General features: G+C 62.9%; 15 protein-coding genes. 8 read left to right on the top strand and 7 right to left on the bottom strand.

What is annotated here, in order from left to right; all coding sequences use genetic code 11:
• Nucleotides 1-92 precede the first annotated feature (92 nt).
• Entirely contained in the window at nucleotides 93-1,073 is a 981-nt protein-coding gene (locus tag FYJ85_RS02790; RefSeq protein ID WP_106054917.1) for a class II fructose-bisphosphate aldolase, read from the top strand.
• Between the two features lie 117 nt (nucleotides 1,074-1,190).
• Here FYJ85_RS02790 and FYJ85_RS02785 read toward each other — a convergent pair whose 3' ends face one another.
• Nucleotides 1,191-1,979, bottom strand: a complete 789-nt coding sequence (locus FYJ85_RS02785; RefSeq protein WP_206212941.1) for a NifB/NifX family molybdenum-iron cluster-binding protein — start codon at nucleotides 1,977-1,979, stop codon at nucleotides 1,191-1,193.
• A 244-nt stretch (nucleotides 1,980-2,223) separates the two neighbouring features.
• Between FYJ85_RS02785 and FYJ85_RS02780 the strand changes: the two genes are divergently transcribed.
• Complete coding sequence (locus FYJ85_RS02780) at nucleotides 2,224-2,901, top strand: prepilin-type N-terminal cleavage/methylation domain-containing protein (protein WP_158704242.1); 678 nt, start codon at nucleotides 2,224-2,226, stop codon at nucleotides 2,899-2,901.
• Nucleotides 2,902-3,132: 231 nt separating this feature from the next.
• Here the strand turns inward: FYJ85_RS02780 and FYJ85_RS02775 are convergent, their stop codons facing one another.
• The 4 genes from FYJ85_RS02775 to FYJ85_RS02760 all read right to left on the bottom strand — a co-directional run bounded on the left by FYJ85_RS02775 (nucleotide 3,133) and on the right by FYJ85_RS02760 (nucleotide 8,533).
• Nucleotides 3,133-5,247: a polyribonucleotide nucleotidyltransferase gene (locus tag FYJ85_RS02775; RefSeq protein ID WP_154416922.1), complete on the bottom strand. Its 2,115-nt coding sequence runs from the start codon at nucleotides 5,245-5,247 to the stop codon at nucleotides 3,133-3,135.
• A gap of 249 nt (nucleotides 5,248-5,496) precedes the next feature.
• A complete protein-coding gene (locus tag FYJ85_RS02770) occupies nucleotides 5,497-6,432 on the bottom strand; it encodes a glycosyltransferase family protein (RefSeq protein WP_154416921.1) in 936 nt (311 codons plus the stop codon).
• On the bottom strand, nucleotides 6,429-7,610 hold the full coding sequence (locus FYJ85_RS02765; protein ID WP_154416920.1) for a glycosyltransferase family 9 protein: 1,182 nt from the start codon (nucleotides 7,608-7,610) through the stop codon (nucleotides 6,429-6,431). Before FYJ85_RS02765 ends, FYJ85_RS02770 begins: the two co-directional genes overlap by 4 nt.
• A 2-nt stretch (nucleotides 7,611-7,612) precedes the next feature.
• Entirely contained in the window at nucleotides 7,613-8,533 is a 921-nt protein-coding gene (locus tag FYJ85_RS02760; RefSeq protein WP_154416919.1) for a hypothetical protein, read from the bottom strand.
• 182 nt (nucleotides 8,534-8,715) lie between these two features.
• Here FYJ85_RS02760 and FYJ85_RS02755 point away from each other — a divergent pair, with 182 nt between their 5' ends.
• From FYJ85_RS02755 to FYJ85_RS02735, 5 genes are all read left to right on the top strand, one after another.
• Nucleotides 8,716-10,056 carry a flippase gene (locus FYJ85_RS02755; RefSeq protein WP_154416918.1) on the top strand — a complete coding sequence of 447 codons (1,341 nt, stop codon included), beginning with the start codon at nucleotides 8,716-8,718 and terminating at the stop codon, nucleotides 10,054-10,056.
• Nucleotides 10,053-10,973 (top strand): glycosyltransferase family protein, encoded by a 921-nt coding sequence (locus tag FYJ85_RS02750; protein WP_106054923.1) that lies wholly within the window; start codon nucleotides 10,053-10,055, stop codon nucleotides 10,971-10,973. Before FYJ85_RS02755 ends, FYJ85_RS02750 begins: the two co-directional genes overlap by 4 nt.
• A 61-nt stretch (nucleotides 10,974-11,034) precedes the next feature.
• Nucleotides 11,035-11,730 (top strand): methyltransferase domain-containing protein, encoded by a 696-nt coding sequence (locus FYJ85_RS02745; protein WP_206212940.1) that lies wholly within the window; start codon nucleotides 11,035-11,037, stop codon nucleotides 11,728-11,730.
• Nucleotides 11,727-12,503, top strand: a complete 777-nt coding sequence (locus FYJ85_RS02740; protein WP_158704244.1) for a polysaccharide deacetylase family protein — start codon at nucleotides 11,727-11,729, stop codon at nucleotides 12,501-12,503. The genes FYJ85_RS02745 and FYJ85_RS02740 overlap by 4 nt, the downstream gene beginning before the upstream one ends.
• Nucleotides 12,500-13,765, top strand: a complete 1,266-nt coding sequence (locus tag FYJ85_RS02735; RefSeq protein WP_154416916.1) for a glycosyltransferase — start codon at nucleotides 12,500-12,502, stop codon at nucleotides 13,763-13,765. Before FYJ85_RS02740 ends, FYJ85_RS02735 begins: the two co-directional genes overlap by 4 nt.
• Here the strand turns inward: FYJ85_RS02735 and FYJ85_RS02730 are convergent.
• Nucleotides 13,744-14,331: a YbhB/YbcL family Raf kinase inhibitor-like protein gene (locus FYJ85_RS02730; RefSeq protein ID WP_206212939.1), complete on the bottom strand. Its 588-nt coding sequence runs from the start codon at nucleotides 14,329-14,331 to the stop codon at nucleotides 13,744-13,746. The two genes, FYJ85_RS02735 and FYJ85_RS02730, sit on opposite strands and share 22 nt — an antisense overlap.
• A gap of 87 nt (nucleotides 14,332-14,418) precedes the next feature.
• Entirely contained in the window at nucleotides 14,419-14,808 is a 390-nt protein-coding gene (locus FYJ85_RS02725; protein WP_154416915.1) for a DUF4186 domain-containing protein, read from the bottom strand.
• 83 nt (nucleotides 14,809-14,891) lie between these two features.
• Between FYJ85_RS02725 and FYJ85_RS02720 the strand changes: the two genes are divergently transcribed.
• Nucleotides 14,892-16,994 carry a glycoside hydrolase family 3 C-terminal domain-containing protein gene (locus tag FYJ85_RS02720; protein WP_154416914.1) on the top strand — a complete coding sequence of 701 codons (2,103 nt, stop codon included), beginning with the start codon at nucleotides 14,892-14,894 and terminating at the stop codon, nucleotides 16,992-16,994.
• The last annotated feature ends 48 nt before the right edge of the window (nucleotides 16,995-17,042 follow it).

Genomic DNA, 17,042 nt, shown 5'->3' with positions numbered 1-17,042 from the left:
TTGCATTTTGCGGCAAGGCAAGTTAAGTTATATCCTCAGGCTGAATACCGAAATCATTCGGTGGAAATTCACAACAACGAAGGAGTCTTCTTATGGCGGTCAGCTACAAAGATCTCGGCCTCGTGAACACCAGAGAGATGTTCGCCAAGGCGATGAAAGGTCACTACGCGATTCCGGCGTACAACTTCAACAACATGGAACAGCTCCAGGCGATCATCCAGGCCTGCGTCGAGACCGAATCCCCGGTGATTCTTCAGGTTTCGAAGGGCGCCCGCGAGTACGCGAACCAGACGCTGCTGCGCTATCTCGCGCAGGGCGCCGTCGAGTATGCCAAGGAGATCTCCGGCGGCAAGGGGATTCCGATCTGCCTGCATCTCGACCACGGCCCGGATTTCGAGACCTGCAAGAGCTGCATCGACATGGGGTTCTCGTCGGTCATGATCGACGGCTCGCACCTGCCGTATGAAGAGAACGTCGCCGAGACCCGCAAGGTGGTCGAATACGCCCATAAGTTCGATGTGACCGTCGAAGGCGAGCTCGGCGTCCTGGCCGGCGTCGAAGATGACGTGAAGGCCGAACACCACACCTACACGCAGCCGGAAGAGGTCGAAGACTTCGTCAAGCGCACCGGCGTCGACTCCCTTGCGATCGCGATCGGCACCAGCCACGGCGCCTACAAGTTCAAGCCGGGCGACGATCCGAAGATCCGTCTCGACATCCTCGCCGAGATCGAAAAGCGCATTCCGGGCTTCCCGATCGTGCTGCACGGCTCCTCAAGCGTTCCGCAGGATCTGGTCAAGATCATCAACGAGAACGGCGGCAAGCTGAAGGACGCGATCGGCATCGGCGAAGACCAGCTCCGCGCCGCTTCGAAGTCGGCAGTCTGCAAGATCAACATCGACTCCGACGGCCGTCTGGCGATGACCGCCGCGATCCGCAAGGTCTTCAACGAGAAGCCGGCGGAATTCGACCCGCGCAAGTACCTCGGCCCGGCCCGTACGGCCCTGAAGGAGCTCTACAAGCGCAAGAACGTCGAAGTGCTCGGCTCGGCCGGCCACGCTTACGATAAATAAGTTCTTTCGGGAATTTACAGGAAGAAACGGTCCTCCTTTTTGCGGGAGGGCCGTTTTTTTGTCATGAAAACGCCTCCCGGAAAAGGTTCGCGGGAGGCGGCATCGGCAGAGCGGCGATCAGTGATTGCCGCAATGGCCGCCGCAGCTGCGGCCTTCACCGTGATGATGGCCGTGGCCGCCGCAGCTGTGGCCTTCACCGTGTTCATGGTGATGATTGCAGCTGAAGTTCGGGTTGGCTTCGAGCGTGCCGGCCAGATAGTCGCCGACCGCTTCGGTGACGTCTCCCCGGACGCCGCCGACGAGTTTGATGCCGCACTCGGCCAGCGCCTGCTGGGCGCCGCCGCCGATGCCGCCGCAGATCAGCACATCGACATTATGCTCTTTCAGGAGTCCGGCGAGCGCGCCGTGGCCGCTCTCTCCGGTCGGGAGGTCGGTGCGGCCGGTCAGCCGGTTCTCTTCGACGGTGAAGAGGGCGAAGGACGGCGTGTGCCCGAAGTGCTGGAACACATTGTCGTTTTCACAGGTGACTGCGATAATCATGGTTTCTCCTTGGGTTTTAAGTTTGGCCGCCGTTTCGCTCGAACGGCAGCAGAAGCGACAGGTGGAAAAGCTGCGGCATCCCGGAGCGGGAACGGCGTTTCCGTTCTCCGCGATTGCGATGCTCCGCCCGGTGGTCAGGGCCAGCGCGACCCGGCGGTGCGCCGCGTAGAGCAGCCGCTGGAGCGTGCCGCGCGAGATCTCCATATGCTGCGCCGCCTTCGCCTGGTCGAACTCCTCCAGGTCGACCAGCCGGAGCGCCTCAAGTTCATCCAGCCGGAGTTCGACGGCGGCCTGGCCGGAAGCCCCCTGAAATATCCGGCAGGACGGGCTCAGGCAGATTTTACGGCATTTGGGATTGCGCGGCATGGATGTCTCCTTTAGTGTGCATATGCACATAATATAACTGTTTTTTTCAGAATGTCAACAAATTTTCCGGCGATCTATTGACAATTCCGTTTTCTTATAGTATAATTATCTATGGAGAACCGTGGTGAGGATTTCAGCCTTGACAGAGTCACCGCCGGGAGATATTGAAAAGCAAGTTAACTTGTTAATTCCCCGGGTTGCCGCAAAACCAGCGTATATGATCATTATGGGATGGAGGACGACGATGAACAAGAAAGCATTTACCCTGATCGAGCTTCTGGTCGTGATCGCGATCATCGCGATTCTGGCCTCGATGCTTCTGCCCGCGCTGAATCAGGCGCGGAATACCGCCAAGCGCATCACCTGCACCGGTGTGCTCAAGCAGTACAATCAGGCGGCGCAGCTGTATGCATCGAACAACGATGATTACTGGATTCCCCCCGGGAACCCGCAGTGGTACATGAAGACCGCCTTCCGCGGGCTCATCGGAGCGTCGACGGAGCCGGAGAGCGAAGGCAGCATCAAGTCCAAGGATATCACGCTGCCGGTCGGGCTGCTCTGCCCGAACTCGTTTGCCGTGATTGCCCCGGAAGGAGCGAGAAATGCGATGTACTCCTACGGTTTGACCTACAGCGGCCTCGAGGCGAACAACTGGGAAAAGTATGCATACAAACTTACGCGCTTCAAGAAGCCGAGTTCGTCCGCCAGCTGGATGGATGCGCTTGACTGGATCGTCTATGGCACCAACGCCTATCTCGGCGAGGATGCCGCGGCGCTGGGGTCCGGACGCCGCGCCTACCGCCACAGCAACGGATTGAATGTCGGATTCTATGACGGCCATGTCGAATCCATGAGCAAGGCGGATGTCGAAATGCGCTGGAACGACAGCAATACCTGGAGTTTTGTCAACAACTTCTTCTGAGCCGGGCAAACGGAAAAAACGGGGCGGAATTCCGCCCCGTTTTTTTGTGGCCGCCGCATCCGGCTTACGGCGTCGGCGTGTTCTCCGGCGCAGAATCGCGTTCCGGACGGACAACTGAGCCGCGGAGCTCCCTTCGACTCCCGTTCACGATGAAGTGGGGCGGAAGAAGATGCAAAAAAAACGCTGCCGGGGAAAACCGGCAGCGTCGGGATATCGTGTCCGGAACGGGGATTACTCGCCCATCTCCTTCAGCGCGGCTTTCCGCGACAGGCTGATCTTGCCGTTCGACGGATCGATGTCGAGCACCTTCACCGAGACGTAGTCGCCTTCGTTGCAGATATCGGTGACCTTGTTGACCCGGTAATCCGCCAGGGCGGAGATGTGCAGCAGTCCTTCCACGCCCGGCAGGATTTCGACGAAAGCACCGAAATCGCGCACGGTCACAACCTTGCCGCGGTAGATCTTGCCGATCTCCGGCTCCGCCGTGCAGCCCGAAATCCGCAGTTTGGCGGCTTCGAGGTGCTCTTTATCCGGAGCCATGATCTTGACGGTGCCGTCGTCGTCGATATCGATCGACGTGCCGGTCTCTTCGGTGATCGAACGGATGTTTTTACCGCCGGGGCCGATGAGCGCGCCGATCTTGTCCGGATTGATCTTGACCACTTCGAGGCGCGGAGCGCGCGGCGAGATGTCCGCTCGCGGCGCCGGGATGCAGGCCTCCATCACATCGAGAATCTTCAGCCGCGCGATGCGGTTGCGTTCCATCCCCTCGCAGAGCAGGTCGATCGGAATGCCCGGCAGCTTCAGGTCGAGCTGGAAGCCCGTGATGCCGTCGCGCGTGCCGCAGACCTTGAAGTCCATATCGCCGAAATGGTCCTCGGCGCCGATGATGTCGGTCAGCAGAAGCCGCTTTCCGTCCTTGCCGGTCACAAGGCCGCAGCTGATGCCGGCCACCGGAGCGGTGATCGGAACGCCGGCGTCCATCAGCGCAAGCGTCGCGCCGCAGACCGAAGCCATCGAGGTCGAACCGTTCGAGCTCATGATCTCGGAGACGCAGCGGACCACATACGGGAAATCCGCCGGAACAACCTTCGAAACCGAACGCTCGGCCAGATTGCCGTGCCCGATTTCACGCCGTCCCGGACCCGTGATGCGGCCGACTTCGCCGACGCTGAAGTTCGGGAAGTTGTAGTGCAGATAGAAGCGCTTTTTCGTGACGCCGCTTTCACTGGTCAGGTCATCGGCTTCCTGCGCGTCCTTCTCGTTGCCGAGGGTCGCGAGCACGAGCGCCTGGGTTTCTCCGCGCGAGAAGAGCGCGCTGCCGTGGACCACGGGGAGCACGCCGACTTCGGCCGACAGCGGCCGGATTTCGGTCGTAGAACGGCCGTCCGGACGGAACTGTTTCTCGAGGATGACGTTGCGGGTCGTTTCACGGACAAGGTTGTCGAACGCGATCGCGGTCATGAAACCGAATTCGGCGTCGCTCATCGCGGCGAACGGTTCGCGCAGCGCGCCGCGCAGCTCGGCGCGGAGTTCGTCGAGCGCGACCATGCGGGCTTCCTTGCCCGGAATCGTGCAGACGTTTTCAATACGGTCGGCGCAGAGTTTCGCCATCGACGCGGCGAGCTCTTCCGGAACCAGGTAGAGCTTGTAATCCTTCTTGGCGCGGCCGGCGCGTTTTGCGAGCTCGATCTGGGCCTCGCACTGTTTCCTGACCGCGTCGTTCGCGAGGTACATCGCCTCTTTCATCTGCGCTTCGGAGACGAAATCCGCTTCGCCTTCGATCATGATGACCTGGTCGGGACGGCCGGCGTAGATGAGTTCAAGCTTGCTTTTCGCCATCTCGGCGCGGGTCGGGTTCACGATGAACTTGCCGTCGACAAGACCGACGCGGACCGCGCCGATCGGGCCGTCGAACGGCAGGTCGGAGAGCATCAGCGAGGCCGAGGCGCCGACCATCGCAAGCACGTCCGGCTCGTTCACGCCGTCGGCGGAGAGCAGTACGCAGGAGATCTGGACTTCGTCGAAGAACCCTTCCGGGAACAGCGGCCGGATCGGCCGGTCGATCATGCGGCAGGTCAGGATCTCCTTGGTGGAGGGACGCCCTTCGCGCTTGATGTAGCCGCCGGGAAACTTGCCTGCCGCCGAGTATTTTTCGCGGTAGTCGACCTGCAGCGGGAAGAAGTCGGTGCCTTCGCGCGGAGCGCCGGAGCAGGCCGCCGCGAGCACGATGGTGTCGCCGAGGCGGACGAGGCAGGAACCGTTGGCGAGACCGGCGACCTTGCCGGTGGAGATCTCCATCTCCCGTTCGCCGTCGAACTGGAATACGATTTTTTCTTCAGCCATGATTGATTTTCCTTTTCTCATGTTGGCTTTACAGAGGAAAGGCGTACTCCGGTCCGTCTGGCGCTGGGCCTTTCGACTCGCGGAATCCCGGTATCAGCCCCCGAAACGCTGCCCGGATGCTGATAACGACCGAATTCCACAAAATCAAGCCGATGCCGGAGACTCCTCTCCATACAGTTGGAATAATATAACCTGCTTTCACCGAAAAAACAAGCAGGTTTTCCGATTTTCGGCGGTTTTGCGTTCCGCTCACCGGCCGCGGCCGCGGCGGAGCCGGACCAGCAGCAGCTTCAGCCGGTGTACCGTCACTTCCGTCACTCCCGTGAAAAGCCGGTTCGCAAAGCGGTACAGTGCGAGCTCCATTCCGGAGGCGTTCCGGTAGGTCCGGTAATAGTAGAGCTGGCTTTCGAGGCGGAGGCGGTCGCTTTTCGAGGGGGCGAGAAAGTGCCGGGTGACGCCGCCGACCAGATGGACCACCCGGCGGTCCCCGAGATAATAATAACGGTACCCGCACTTCAGCAGGCGTTCCGCGAGGATATCCTCTTCTCCGTACAGAAAGGTTGCCGGGTCGAATCCGCCGCACGCCTCGAACGCTTTCCGCGAAGCCATGAAAAAACAGCCTACCGCGCTGTAACAGAAGCCGCTTGGGGCCGGCCGGTTCCGTTCGTTCTGAATCCGCCGCAGAAGCGGCCAGGTCAGCGGATAGAACAACCGGAGCAGCGTCTCTTCGCGGATCGATTTGCGTTTCCAGCCGGGTCCCTGGCGGCCGAACGGCCCGTCCACATGGGGGCCGGCCGCACCGACATCCGGCCGGGCGAACACAGTCCGGAGCCGGTCGACGACGTCGGCGTCGATGATTTCGATATCGTTGTTGCTGAAAAGGAAACAGTCGATTTCCGGAAAATGGTCCGCGAGGAACTTTGCCCCGAGATTGTTGCCGCGGGCATAGCCGAGGTTTTCGGCGGAGGAGATCAGGTAAACTGCCGCATCCCGTTCAGGAGGAGAGGCCGGGTCGGTGATCCGGATTGCTCCCGTTCCCTCCTGAATCCGCCGCGCCGACTCTTCGTCTCCGGCGGCGTCCACAATGACGAGACGCCAGGGGGACGGCAGTTTGCTCAGTTCCCTGCCGACAAAATCGACGGTCAATTCCGCCGTCTTGTAGTTGACGATGACGATGCCGGTCATGAAGGCCGTTTCTCCATTGCCGCGATCAGCTTTTCGAGTCCGGCGGCGGCCGTTTCGACCGGGAGCCGGCGGAGACAGCAGTATTCGCGCGGCGTATTGCGGTAGCGGCACTCCCAGTAGCAGCCGGCGCATGGGAGCGGCGGCAGGGCGGCCTGGACGGGAAGGCGGATTCCGGGGATTCCGGCGCCGCCCTGCGGATACGGATGGAAGATTCCGGGCTGTCCCTGGCCGCTGATGACGAGAGAAGGCACGCCTGCAAGGGCGGCGATATGAATTCCCCCCGTGTCGTTGCCGATGACCAGGGATGCATTGGCGATCAGGGCCGCGAACGCCTCGATATCCAGCTCCCCCGCCAGATTCGCGGCCGGAATCCGGGCGGCGGCGATCACCGCGTCGGCGGTTTCCCGTTCCGCTTTCGTTCCGGCGACGGCGACCGGCAGCCCCCGACGGGAGGCCTGTGCAGCAAGCGCGCCGAAACCAGCCGCCGGCCAGCTCAGGCCCGGCGTACCGCCGCCCGGCAGAATTACGGTGCATCCGGCGAGGCCGGCCAGCGCTGCCGGCAGCGGCGGACGCTTCCGCCACGGGTTCGGAACCGGCTCGCCGCCGGGTGCCGCGCTGTCGAGAAAACAGCGGTTTTTCACAAGCTCGTGTGCGTCATGCAGGGGGGCGGCGTCGAGCAGCCGGCCGTATGGCCGGTTCCAGGGCCGCAGAAGGCGGCGTTTGCGGATGTGCCGCGTCGTTCCGCTGAAGGCGAGGCTCTCCGGCGCGGCGGCGGCCATGGCGATCAGGTCCTCGAGCAGCAGTTCGCGGTGGAACCGGGGCTGCAGGAGAAGGTCGCAGCGCATCGCCGCAACTTCGTCGAGCAGGGTACGCCGCAGAACCGCATCGGAGAGAAAACGTTGCGGATCAAGTTCGATGAAGCGGTCGAAATCCAGCATCCGCCGGGCCAGCGGCATCCAGAGGGTGTTCCCGAGCAATGTGATGTGACAGCTCTCCGGAGGAAACGCCCTGCGCAGCGCCGCCGCGAACGGCAGATAGAGTGCGAAGTCGCCGATCCGGTCGAGGCGTATGACCAGTATCCGCCTCCGGCCGTCTTTTGCCGGGGCGTGTTCCCGGCGGGAACGGCGCGCCTGCCTGAACAGTTCTCCTGCCAGCGATATCCGGTGTTCGAGCTGCATGGTCAGTGTCTCCGCATGTTGACGAGCCGCCGCCGGATGCGTTTCCAGAGCGGATTGGCGTAATCATGTCGGAAGGTCTGCCGGTCCAGTTCCGTGTTCCGGATCGGAAACTGCGGGTGCCGGAGCGGGAATTCCGCCTGAACGGCCGGAAGTTCCGCAAACGGATTGCCCGCGGTATGCATGGCGTCGGGCGTGCAGCCGATATTCTCGACCAGATTGTTTCGCGGAGTCACGGCGAGGGCGTTGTTTTTGAAGTGGGCATAACTCCATTGCGCGTCCCACGTGTTGAAGCCCGGTTCGCCGCGGTACACCTTGTCGAGAATTTCCCGCCAGCGTTTCCGCTCGACCGGGTCCGGAAAGCAGCCGGCGAGCGCCCCCGATTGTACGAAATCAGGGTAGTCCGGCATATCCGGCGAATAGTTCCGCCATGCCCGCCGCCAGGAGGCCCAGCCCCAGATATGCGGGTAGCGCGAAAAATAGTAACTGTCGCCGAGCTCCGCGCCGCGCAGCAGGCTGTTGACTCCGCTGATGTTCATGACGCGTTCGTCGTCGCGGTAACGCTCCAGGAGTTCCCGGCAGTACCGGAAAAAGGTCGGGTTCGGCAGGCAGTCGTCTTCGAGGATGATTCCCTCTTCCACTTCGGAAAAGAACCAGCTGATCGCCGAACTCATGGCGTTGCGGCAGCCGAGATTCTCTTCCCGGAAGAGGGTTGCGACTTCGCATTCCCAATCGACCTCCGCAACGATTCCGCGGACCTGCGAAACCAGGGGGGCCTCTTCCGGCCGTTCCGGACGGGGACCGTCGCAGGCGATGAAAAGACGGCGGGGGGCGGCTCTCCGGATGGCTTCGAAAACACGCCGCGTACAGGCGGGGCGGTTGAATACCGTGAAAAGGACCGGCGTCTCCGGAGAAGTGCGTTTCATATTCCGTTTGATATCGGGTGATTGCCCGGTTGATGATTTTGACCTGAACCCGGTTATATTATACTATCATTTCGTTTGAAAGCAAGCAACCGGCTGAATTTCGGCGGAGGTTTTCTTGAAACTCCGTTTCCGGGGGGATATGTTAAGGCCGGACTTTCTCTGAATAATATGGAATTCGGAACATGCTGGAAGAACTCCGACAACAATTTCACCGTATTGCCGGACACCGGGGAATCCGCCGCTACGGGGCGAATACGCTCTGGATGCTGGCGGAAAAGGGGTGCCGTCTCGTCTTCGGCTTTCTGGTCGGAATCTATGTCGCCCGGCAGCTCGGGCCGGCCCGGTATGGACTCCTGAATTATGCGGTCAGCTTCGTCGCGCTTTTCTCGGTGCTGGCGACCCTCGGCATGGACCCGGTCGTCGTGCGCGAACTGGTCCGGAGGCCCGGAAAGGCGAACTCGATTCTCGGCAGCGCATTGGGGCTGAAGGCGGCCGGATTCGCGGTGATGGCGTTCGTCGTCGGCATCGTCCTGCTCGTGTCGCCGATGTCGGATTCCGACCGGGGGCTGATGGCGGTGATTCTGGCAGGTTACGGATTTCAGGTGTTTCAGATTTTCGATTTCAGCTTTCAGGCCCGCGTTCTCGGCAAATACAGCGCGATGTCCCAGATCGCCGCCCTGGCGGTCTCATCGGGATTTCGGCTCTGGTTTGCATGGCAGGGGGCGCCGCTCTGGTGTTTCGCCGCTGTGGAATCGGGGTACATGGCGCTTTCGGCGTTCGGCTACGCCCTGTTTTACCGGAAGACCGGCGGGTGTTTCCGGCTCTGGCGCTTCGACCGGGCGGAAGCGGCTTTTCTGCTGAGGGAGTCGCTGCCGCTGCTTCTGGCCGGAGCCGCCGCCATGTTCTATCTCCGCTTCGATCAGGTGATCGTCACCTGGATGCTCGGAGATGCGGCTAACGGGCAGTATGCGGTGGCGGTCCGGCTGGTCGAGGTGCTCTTTCTGGTTCCTCTGGTGGTCTCGGATTCGTTTTTTCCGTCCCTGGTCGGGACGCGTTCGACGTCGCTTCTGCGCTATTACCGGCGTACGGAGCAGCTTATGCGTTTCATGTTCTACTGCGCGCTGGCCATCCTGCCGCCGGCCGCCGTTGCCGGATATTTCCTGATCGTGCAGTTGTACGGAGCGGCGTACCGGGAGGCGGCATGGCTGTTCGTTTTTCTCCTGTTCAAGATTCTTCTGGTATATCCGGGGCTGGTCTACGGGAAGTGGTATCTGGCGGAGGGGATGCAGAAGATTTCGATGGTGGTGGGTATCTGCGGCTGCTGTACAAGCGTGCTCCTGGATTATCTGATGATTCTGTGGTGGGGTTTGCCCGGCGTGGCGGCGGCCGCCGTTGTGACCAATTTTTTCACCTATCTGGTCTTTCCGCTGTTTTTTCGGAAGGGGCGGGCCGGCGTCCGGCTTTTTCTGCGTTCGCTGCTGCCGGTTCTGCCGCGATCAACGGATGAAGGAAGGAGAGGATGAGAGCTGCCCCGATCGCTCTTTTTGTTTACCGCAGGCCGGAGCACACGCGCCGGACGCTCGAATTTCTGCGCCGGAACGTCGGTGCGGGGGAGAGCGCGCTGCATATTTTCTGCGACGGCCCGCGTTCGGAGGCGGAGAAGCCGCTGACCGACGAAGTGCGTGAAATTGCGGCGCGGGCCGAAGGGTTCGCTTCGGTCGAGCTTCATGCGGCGGAACGGAACCGCGGGCTGGCGGCGTCGGTTGTCGCCGGCGTCGATGAGATGACCGCCCGCTTCGGCCGGGTCATCGTGCTGGAGGACGATATGGAGAGCTCTCCGTATTTTCTATCGTTTATGAACGAGGCATTGAACCGTTTTGCACATGACGGCCGGATCGCCGAAATTCACGGCTACACGGCTCCGCTGCCGCCCGGCACCCCGGAGTGTTTCCTGCGGCGCGGCGCGGATTGCTGGGGGTGGGCGACCTGGGAACGCGGCTGGCGGCTTTTCAACCCCGATGCCGCGGCGCTGCTCACGGAGCTGAAGCGGCGGGGGGAGACCCGGTTGTTCGATCTTGACGGCGCATTCCCGTTCTGCCGGATGCTGGCCGACCAGGCGGCCGGAAAACTGGATTCCTGGGCGATCCGCTGGCAGGCTTCGGTTTTTCTGGCCGGAAAATATATGCTGCAGAGCGGGCGGCCGCTGATCCGCAACATCGGCGGCGACGGCAGCGGCCGCCATTGCGCGGCCGGAGTCGGAGAGGAGTTCAGGTTGTGGGAGCGCCCGGTCGGCATTCCGGAAGAGCCGGAGCCGGAGAGGGAAGCCGTGCGGCAGGCGTACCGCGCTTCGCTCGGCAACTGGCGGATTCCGCTGTCCCGGCGGATTGCGGGGAAACTGCGCTATGAGTTCCGGCGGCTTTTTCCCGGCGGGAAAAAGTGAACCGATTTGCACCCCGCCGGAAATGATGGTATATTCTGCGGCGGAGGGAAACGAGACGATCATGTTGGACCGGCTGAAAAAATATCTGATGCGGCGGCAGCGCCCGGTTTCATTCCGGGACCCGTTGCGGACCGTTCCGGCAAGCCGCGGCTTCGGCGCCGCGAACGGCACTCCGGTCGACCGGTATTACATCGAGCGTTTTCTGGCGGAAAACCGCAGTTCGATCCGGGGAGTCGTCGGGGAAATTGCGGAAAATTTGTACACAGGGAAGTTCGGAGCGAAAGACGTGCGGAGTCTGGTCTTCAATTTCGACCGGAAGGCGGCCTCCGATCTCACCGGCGATCTCTCCCGGCCGGAGACGCTGCCGGAGGAGCTGTTCGACTGTTTCATCTGCACGCAGACTCTGAATTTCATCTTCGATGTTCCGGCGGCGGTTTCGGGGCTGGCGCGCATGCTGAAGCCGGGCGGGGTTCTGCTCGGTTCCGCGGCGGGCATCAGCCAGATCAGCCTCTTCGACTACGAACGCTGGGGGGATTACTGGCGGTTTACCGACCTGAGCCTGCGGCGTTTGCTCGAACGGGAGTTCGCGGAAGTCGAAACCGAATGCTTCGGCAATGTCGCGGCGGCGACGGCGTTTCTGGACGGCGTGGTCGTCGAGCAGCTGCCGGATCAATCGGTTCTCGATGCGGCCGATGGCGATTATCAGCTGCTGATCGGGTTTCGGGCGGTCAGGCCGGAGCGGGGAGCGGCGTTATGAATCTTTGCGGAAAAGCCGCGCGGCTGGTGCGGGTCTGCCGGAATGCCGCCGCAAATTGCTTCGGACAGCCGGTCGTGGTGCTGACCTACCATCGGGTCGCTGTTTTGCGGGACGACCCGGAACAGTTGGCGGTTTCACCCGATCGTTTCCGCCGCCAGCTGGAGTTCCTGCGTTCGAATTATCCGATCCTGCGTTTCGATGAACCGTGGGGGAAGCCGGAGCGCATGTCGTTCGTCATCACCTTCGACGACGGTTATGCCGACAACCTGACGGCGGCGCTGCCGATTCTGCGCGAATTCGATTGCCCGGCGGCGTTTTTCATCTGCGCCGGGGCGATCGGTTCGGAGCGGGAGTTCCCGTGGGACGGCGGCGGGACGCCGCAGCGGAAGGAGTTCCGCACGCTTCGTCCGGACGAGCTTCGGGAACTGGCCGCCGATCCTCTGGCGGCGATCGGGTCGCATACGGTGTCGCATCCGCGCCTGAGCGGGCTTTCGCCGGAGGAGCAGCGGCGGGAGATCGCCGGGGGACACAGGATGCTCGAAGAGCTGATCGGGCGCCGGCTCACGGTCTTTTCGTATCCGTTCGGCAACTACCGGGATTTCAATGCGGATTCCGTGGCGGTCTGCCGGGAGTGCGGATTTTTCCGGGCGGCGGCGAATTATCCGGGCCAGTACCATCCCGGCAGCGATCCGCTGGCGGTTCCGAGGCATCTGGTCCGGGACTGGGATGCGGATGAATTTCAAAGCCGGATGTTCCGGTTTAAATACTTATGAAAATTCTTCACGTCAATTATCACGCCTCCGGCGGCGGGGCGGCGCTGGCGGCGCGCCGGCTGCATGAAGAGCTGCTGCGGCAGGGGTGCGACTCCCGGATGCTGGTGGTCGAGGGTGCCGGAACTTCCTCAGACGGCGTGATCCGGGCGGGAACGCGGATTCGTCGTGTCTGCCGGATCATGCAGCGGCTTGAGCATCTGCTGCTGCGGCTGGACGGAGGCTCCCGGAACTGCCTGCCGCGTTCGCTGAACCTGCTGCGGACCGGGATCGCCGGAGCAATTCGCGCCGAGCGGCCGGACCTCGTGCATCTGCATTGGGTCAACGGGGCGATGTTCGGCGTCCGGGAACTGGCCGGACTCGGCCTCCCGGTCGTCTGGACGCTGCATGACGGCTGGGCGTTCTGCGGCTGCGAGCATCATCATTCCGCCGGGGATGAGCGTTTTCGATCCGGGTACCGGAGCGGTTCCGATTTCTGGAATGTCTGGAACTGGAGGCGGAAGCTGAGCTGCTGGCGCGACTGGCGGTTCCGCAGTGTTGCTCCGAGCGGCTGGCTGATGCGGGAGGCGGCGGAGAGCATTCTCCTGAACCGTTCGCGGCCGGTCTGCATTCCGAACGGGGTTGATCTCGGGCTTTTTTCGCCCGGCGACCGTGCCGAAGCGCGCCGGAGGCTCGGGATTCCGGAGCAGGGGCGCATGATTCTGTTCGGAGCGGCCTCCGTGTCGGACCCGAACAAGGGCGGTCCGGAGCTGCTGTACGCGCTGCGTGCGCTTGCCGCCCGGAAGGAGTGCCGGGATGTGACGCTGCTGCTGCTGGGCAGGGGGGAATTGCCGGAGAAGCTGCCGTTTCCGGTGATTCCGCTCGGTTTTGTCGGGGAGGAGCGGCGGCTTGCCGCCTGCTACCGCGCCGCCGATTTGTTCGTGCTGGCGTCGAAGTACGACAATCTGCCGAACATGCTGATCGAAGCAGCCGCCTGCGGGACGCCGCTGGCGGCGTTCGATATCGGCGGCATCTCCGATATCGTGATACCGGGCCGGAACGGTTTTCTGGCGCCTCCGTTCGATGCCGCGGCGCTGGCGGACGCGATTGCCGCCGTTCTGGAGTCTCCGCAGAAACTCGGTGCGGAGGCCCGCGCCCATGCCGAGCGGCATTTTGATATCCGGCGCAGCGCGGAGCAGTACCGCGCCTTGTATGAAGCCGTCCTCCGGGAGCGGCGGCCCAGGGCTTATCCGGGGACAAACTCTTACTCCTCCGGCGCCGGATAAAGGCCGCTCAGTGTGGCGGCTGCGAGCACACGGCCGCTCATCGCGTCGAGCAGTTCGTTCATCAGGAAACCATCCTTGAGCGGCAGCTTTTCGCTGAGCGCGTAGACGGTCAGCTGATAGCGGTGCGGTCCGTTCGGCGGAACCATGCCGCCGTAAGCGGAGGCCGCTTCCCTGTGCAGCGCGTTCGGGCCGAGGAGCGGCGCCCCCCAGCTGTTGACACCCTGCACGAAATCCGAACTGTCTTCGGCGGAGGCGTTCTCCGGCATTTCCGTCCGGTCGAAGTTGGCGGCGAGCCAGTGAATCCAGCAGAAACCGGCGACCGGGACGGAATCGTAGTCGAGCAGCGTCAGCGCGAAGGTCCTGGTTCCCTCCGGCGCATGTTCGATGGTGAACGGCAGCGAACGCATCGGGATTCCGGCGACGTTGTCCGTTCCGAAAATGCCGAATCGAATGTCGATGATTCCGTTCTCGATGCCGCGCGAGCGCACACTCATCGGTTTGGCTTCCGGCGTGCGGTTCCACACCGCGCAGCCCGGAATCAGGGTGATTTCGGGATTCTTGTTCATATACACTCCTCCTTGTCTTGAAATTTCCTCTCTGTCATAAAGATATCATGTTTTCGCAAAAAAGCAAATCGGCGGAGGAGCTTCGGGTCAGAACAGATCCGGCGTATGCGGCAGCTCGCCGGCTCCGGCGGCATGGGCGCGGATCCAGCCAAGCAGGAGCGCGGCGATGGCGGAGATCTCTTCGTCGGAGAGCGCCCGTCCTTCCGGTATGCCGTGCCATTTGCGCAGGCAGCCGCGGCAGCAGCAGCCGGTGGCGTGCTGGGCAATGAAGCACGGGTGGCCGCGCCACGGCGTCTGCCTGCCGTCGTTCGGAATGACGGCGGGGCCGAGGCGCCTTCGGATGATTTCCCGGCACTGCGCTTCGATGACCGGGAACCCTTTTTCCGCGATGCAGACGAGTTCGCGCCTGCCCAGACGGAAGCGGCTTCGGAATTTCGATTGGGCGAGGCGCGGCGCGATTTCTTCGTAAGAATGCATGGAGACGGCTTGCATATAAGGTTGTGCGGTTGTATTCTGAATGACAGTATATGATTTTCAGCCGGAATTTCAAGGAGTGAAGCATGGAAAAGTTCAGAGACAGTTCCCTTCCGCTCGAAGAGCGCATCGACGCCCTGCTCGAAGCCTTGACCGTCGAGGAGAAACTCGGGTTTGTCGGTTACCGCAACGCCGCCGTTCCGCGGCTCGGAATTCCGCCGTACGTCTGGTGGAACGAGGCGCTGCACGGCCTGGCGCGCAGCGGCGCGGCGACCGTTTTCCCGCAGGCGATCGCCATGGCGGCGACTTTCTCGACGGAGCTCGTCGAACGGATGGGCGAGGTGATTGCGGAGGAGGGGAATGCACGTTACGCCGACTCGGTCCGTCACGGAGATTTCGGCACCTACAAAGGGCTGACCTACTGGTCGCCGAACGTCAACATCTTCCGCGACCCGCGCTGGGGCAGGGGGCAGGAGACCTACGGCGAATGCCCGTTTCTGACCGGCGAACTCGGCAGCGCTTACGTGCGCGGTGTGCAGGGAAGCGATCCGGAGCATCTGAAGGCCGTCGCCACGCCGAAGCACTTCGCCGTCCACTCCGGCCCGGAGAAGGACCGGCTCGGCTTCGATGCCGCAGTCAGCGAGAAGGATCTGCGCGAGACCTATCTGCCCGCTTTCGAAAAGTGCGTGAAGGCGGGCGCGCAGTCGGTCATGAGCGCCTACAACGCCGTGAACGGGGTCCCGTGCAGTGTGAACCAAAGGCTGCTGACCGACATCCTGCGCGGGGAGTGGGGATTCGACGGTGCGGTCGTCAGCGACGCCGGAGCCGGCTGTGCGCTTGTCGATGAACACGGAAAGTTCGGGTCGTATGCGGAAGGGGTCGCGGCGGAACTGAAGAGCGGCGTCGACGTGGCGACCGATGCGGACCCCCGCGCCGGGGAAGCGCTCCGGGCCGGGCTCATCACCGGGGAAGATCTCGACCGGGCGCTCCGGAACCAGTTTCGCGTGAAATTCCGCCTCGGCATGTTCGATGCGGATCGGGCCTATCCGTCCTGCGACGTCATCGAGTGCGACGCACACCGCGCCCTGGCTCTCGAAGCGGCGCGGAAGAGCCTCGTTCTCCTGAAGAATGAGGCCGAAACGCTGCCGCTCGACCCGGCGAGGCTCCGCAGCGTCGCGGTGATCGGGCCGAACGCCGATTCGCGCGACGTTCTGCTCGGCAACTACTGCGGCACACCGAGCCGCCCGGTTACGGTGCTGGCCGGGATTCAGGAGGCGCTCGCGGGGAAGTGCCGCGTCATTTACGCGCGCGGCTGCGAACTTGTTTCGCTGCGGACCGAAAACTGCGCCGAGGACGGCGACCGGCTGGCCGAAGCGGTTTCCGCGGCGGAACGCGCCGACGTTTCGATCGTCTGCGTCGGGCTCGACCCGCGCATCGAAGGGGAGGCGGGCGACGCGTACAACTCGGATGCATCGGGCGACAAGCTGAGCCTTGAGCTGCCGGGTCTCCAGAAGGTGCTGATCGAAAAGGTCGCGGCGGTCGGCAGGCCGGTCGTCCTTGTCGTGCTTTCGGGCAGTGCGCTGGCGATCCCCGAGGCGTATGCCGGAGCGGTGGTGCAGGCGTTCTATCCGGGGGCCGGCGGCGGCACGGCGGTCGCCGATGTCCTGTTCGGGAAGGTCTCGCCTTCCGGGAAGCTGCCGGTCACTTTCTACCGCAGCGCGGAGGAACTGCCTCCGTTCGCCGATTATTCGATGGCGGGCAGGACCTACCGCTTCTTCCGCGGCGAAGTCCTGCATCCGTTCGGATTCGGGCTCAGCTATACCCGTTTCCGCTATTCCGGTCTCGCCGTTCCGGATCGGTCGGAGGCGGGAGTGCCGGTCGCGGTGTCGGTTGAGGTCGAAAATATCGGGGAGCGCGGCGGCGACGAGGTTGTCCAGCTCTATGTATCGAAGCTCGGCGCCGGATATGACGATCCGCTCCGCCAGCTGGCCGGGATGGCGCGCGTCTCCCTCGCTCCGGGCGAAAGACGGCGGGTTGAATTCCGGATCGATCCGGAAGCGTTCCTCCTGACCGCCGCGGACGGCCGGAGGCGGATTGCCCCCGGTCGCTGGCGCATCGCCGCCGGCGGCAGTTCCGTCGACACCATCGACGCGGAAACCGTACTGGAGCTGCGGCAGCAGCGGGATTGATTGCATCATGCAAAAAAATCCCCCGGCGCGGTGAGGCGCCGGGGGATG

It is taken from the genome of Victivallis lenta, assembly GCF_009695545.1.
In the GTDB taxonomy this organism is placed as follows: Bacteria; Verrucomicrobiota; Lentisphaeria; order Victivallales; family Victivallaceae; genus Victivallis; species Victivallis lenta.
The sequence above is the reverse complement of the archived record's forward strand: the minus strand, read 5'-3'. Positions and strand labels throughout refer to the sequence as shown.

Excerpts from the sequence above, each read along its gene's own strand:
- FYJ85_RS02790 (WP_106054917.1), top strand. The coding sequence starts at position 93 with ATGGCGGTCAGCTACAAAGATCTCGGCCTCGTGAACACCAGAGAGATG.
- FYJ85_RS02785 (WP_206212941.1), bottom strand. The coding sequence starts at position 1,979 with ATGCCGCGCAATCCCAAATGCCGTAAAATCTGCCTGAGCCCGTCCTGC.
- FYJ85_RS02780 (WP_158704242.1), top strand. The coding sequence starts at position 2,224 with ATGAACAAGAAAGCATTTACCCTGATCGAGCTTCTGGTCGTGATCGCG.
- FYJ85_RS02775 (WP_154416922.1), bottom strand. The coding sequence starts at position 5,247 with ATGGCTGAAGAAAAAATCGTATTCCAGTTCGACGGCGAACGGGAGATG.
- FYJ85_RS02770 (WP_154416921.1), bottom strand. The coding sequence starts at position 6,432 with ATGACCGGCATCGTCATCGTCAACTACAAGACGGCGGAATTGACCGTC.
- FYJ85_RS02765 (WP_154416920.1), bottom strand. The coding sequence starts at position 7,610 with ATGCAGCTCGAACACCGGATATCGCTGGCAGGAGAACTGTTCAGGCAG.
- FYJ85_RS02760 (WP_154416919.1), bottom strand. The coding sequence starts at position 8,533 with ATGAAACGCACTTCTCCGGAGACGCCGGTCCTTTTCACGGTATTCAAC.
- FYJ85_RS02755 (WP_154416918.1), top strand. The coding sequence starts at position 8,716 with ATGCTGGAAGAACTCCGACAACAATTTCACCGTATTGCCGGACACCGG.
- FYJ85_RS02750 (WP_106054923.1), top strand. The coding sequence starts at position 10,053 with ATGAGAGCTGCCCCGATCGCTCTTTTTGTTTACCGCAGGCCGGAGCAC.
- FYJ85_RS02745 (WP_206212940.1), top strand. The coding sequence starts at position 11,035 with ATGTTGGACCGGCTGAAAAAATATCTGATGCGGCGGCAGCGCCCGGTT.
- FYJ85_RS02740 (WP_158704244.1), top strand. The coding sequence starts at position 11,727 with ATGAATCTTTGCGGAAAAGCCGCGCGGCTGGTGCGGGTCTGCCGGAAT.
- FYJ85_RS02735 (WP_154416916.1), top strand. The coding sequence starts at position 12,500 with ATGAAAATTCTTCACGTCAATTATCACGCCTCCGGCGGCGGGGCGGCG.
- FYJ85_RS02730 (WP_206212939.1), bottom strand. The coding sequence starts at position 14,331 with ATGAACAAGAATCCCGAAATCACCCTGATTCCGGGCTGCGCGGTGTGG.
- FYJ85_RS02725 (WP_154416915.1), bottom strand. The coding sequence starts at position 14,808 with ATGCATTCTTACGAAGAAATCGCGCCGCGCCTCGCCCAATCGAAATTC.
- FYJ85_RS02720 (WP_154416914.1), top strand. The coding sequence starts at position 14,892 with ATGGAAAAGTTCAGAGACAGTTCCCTTCCGCTCGAAGAGCGCATCGAC.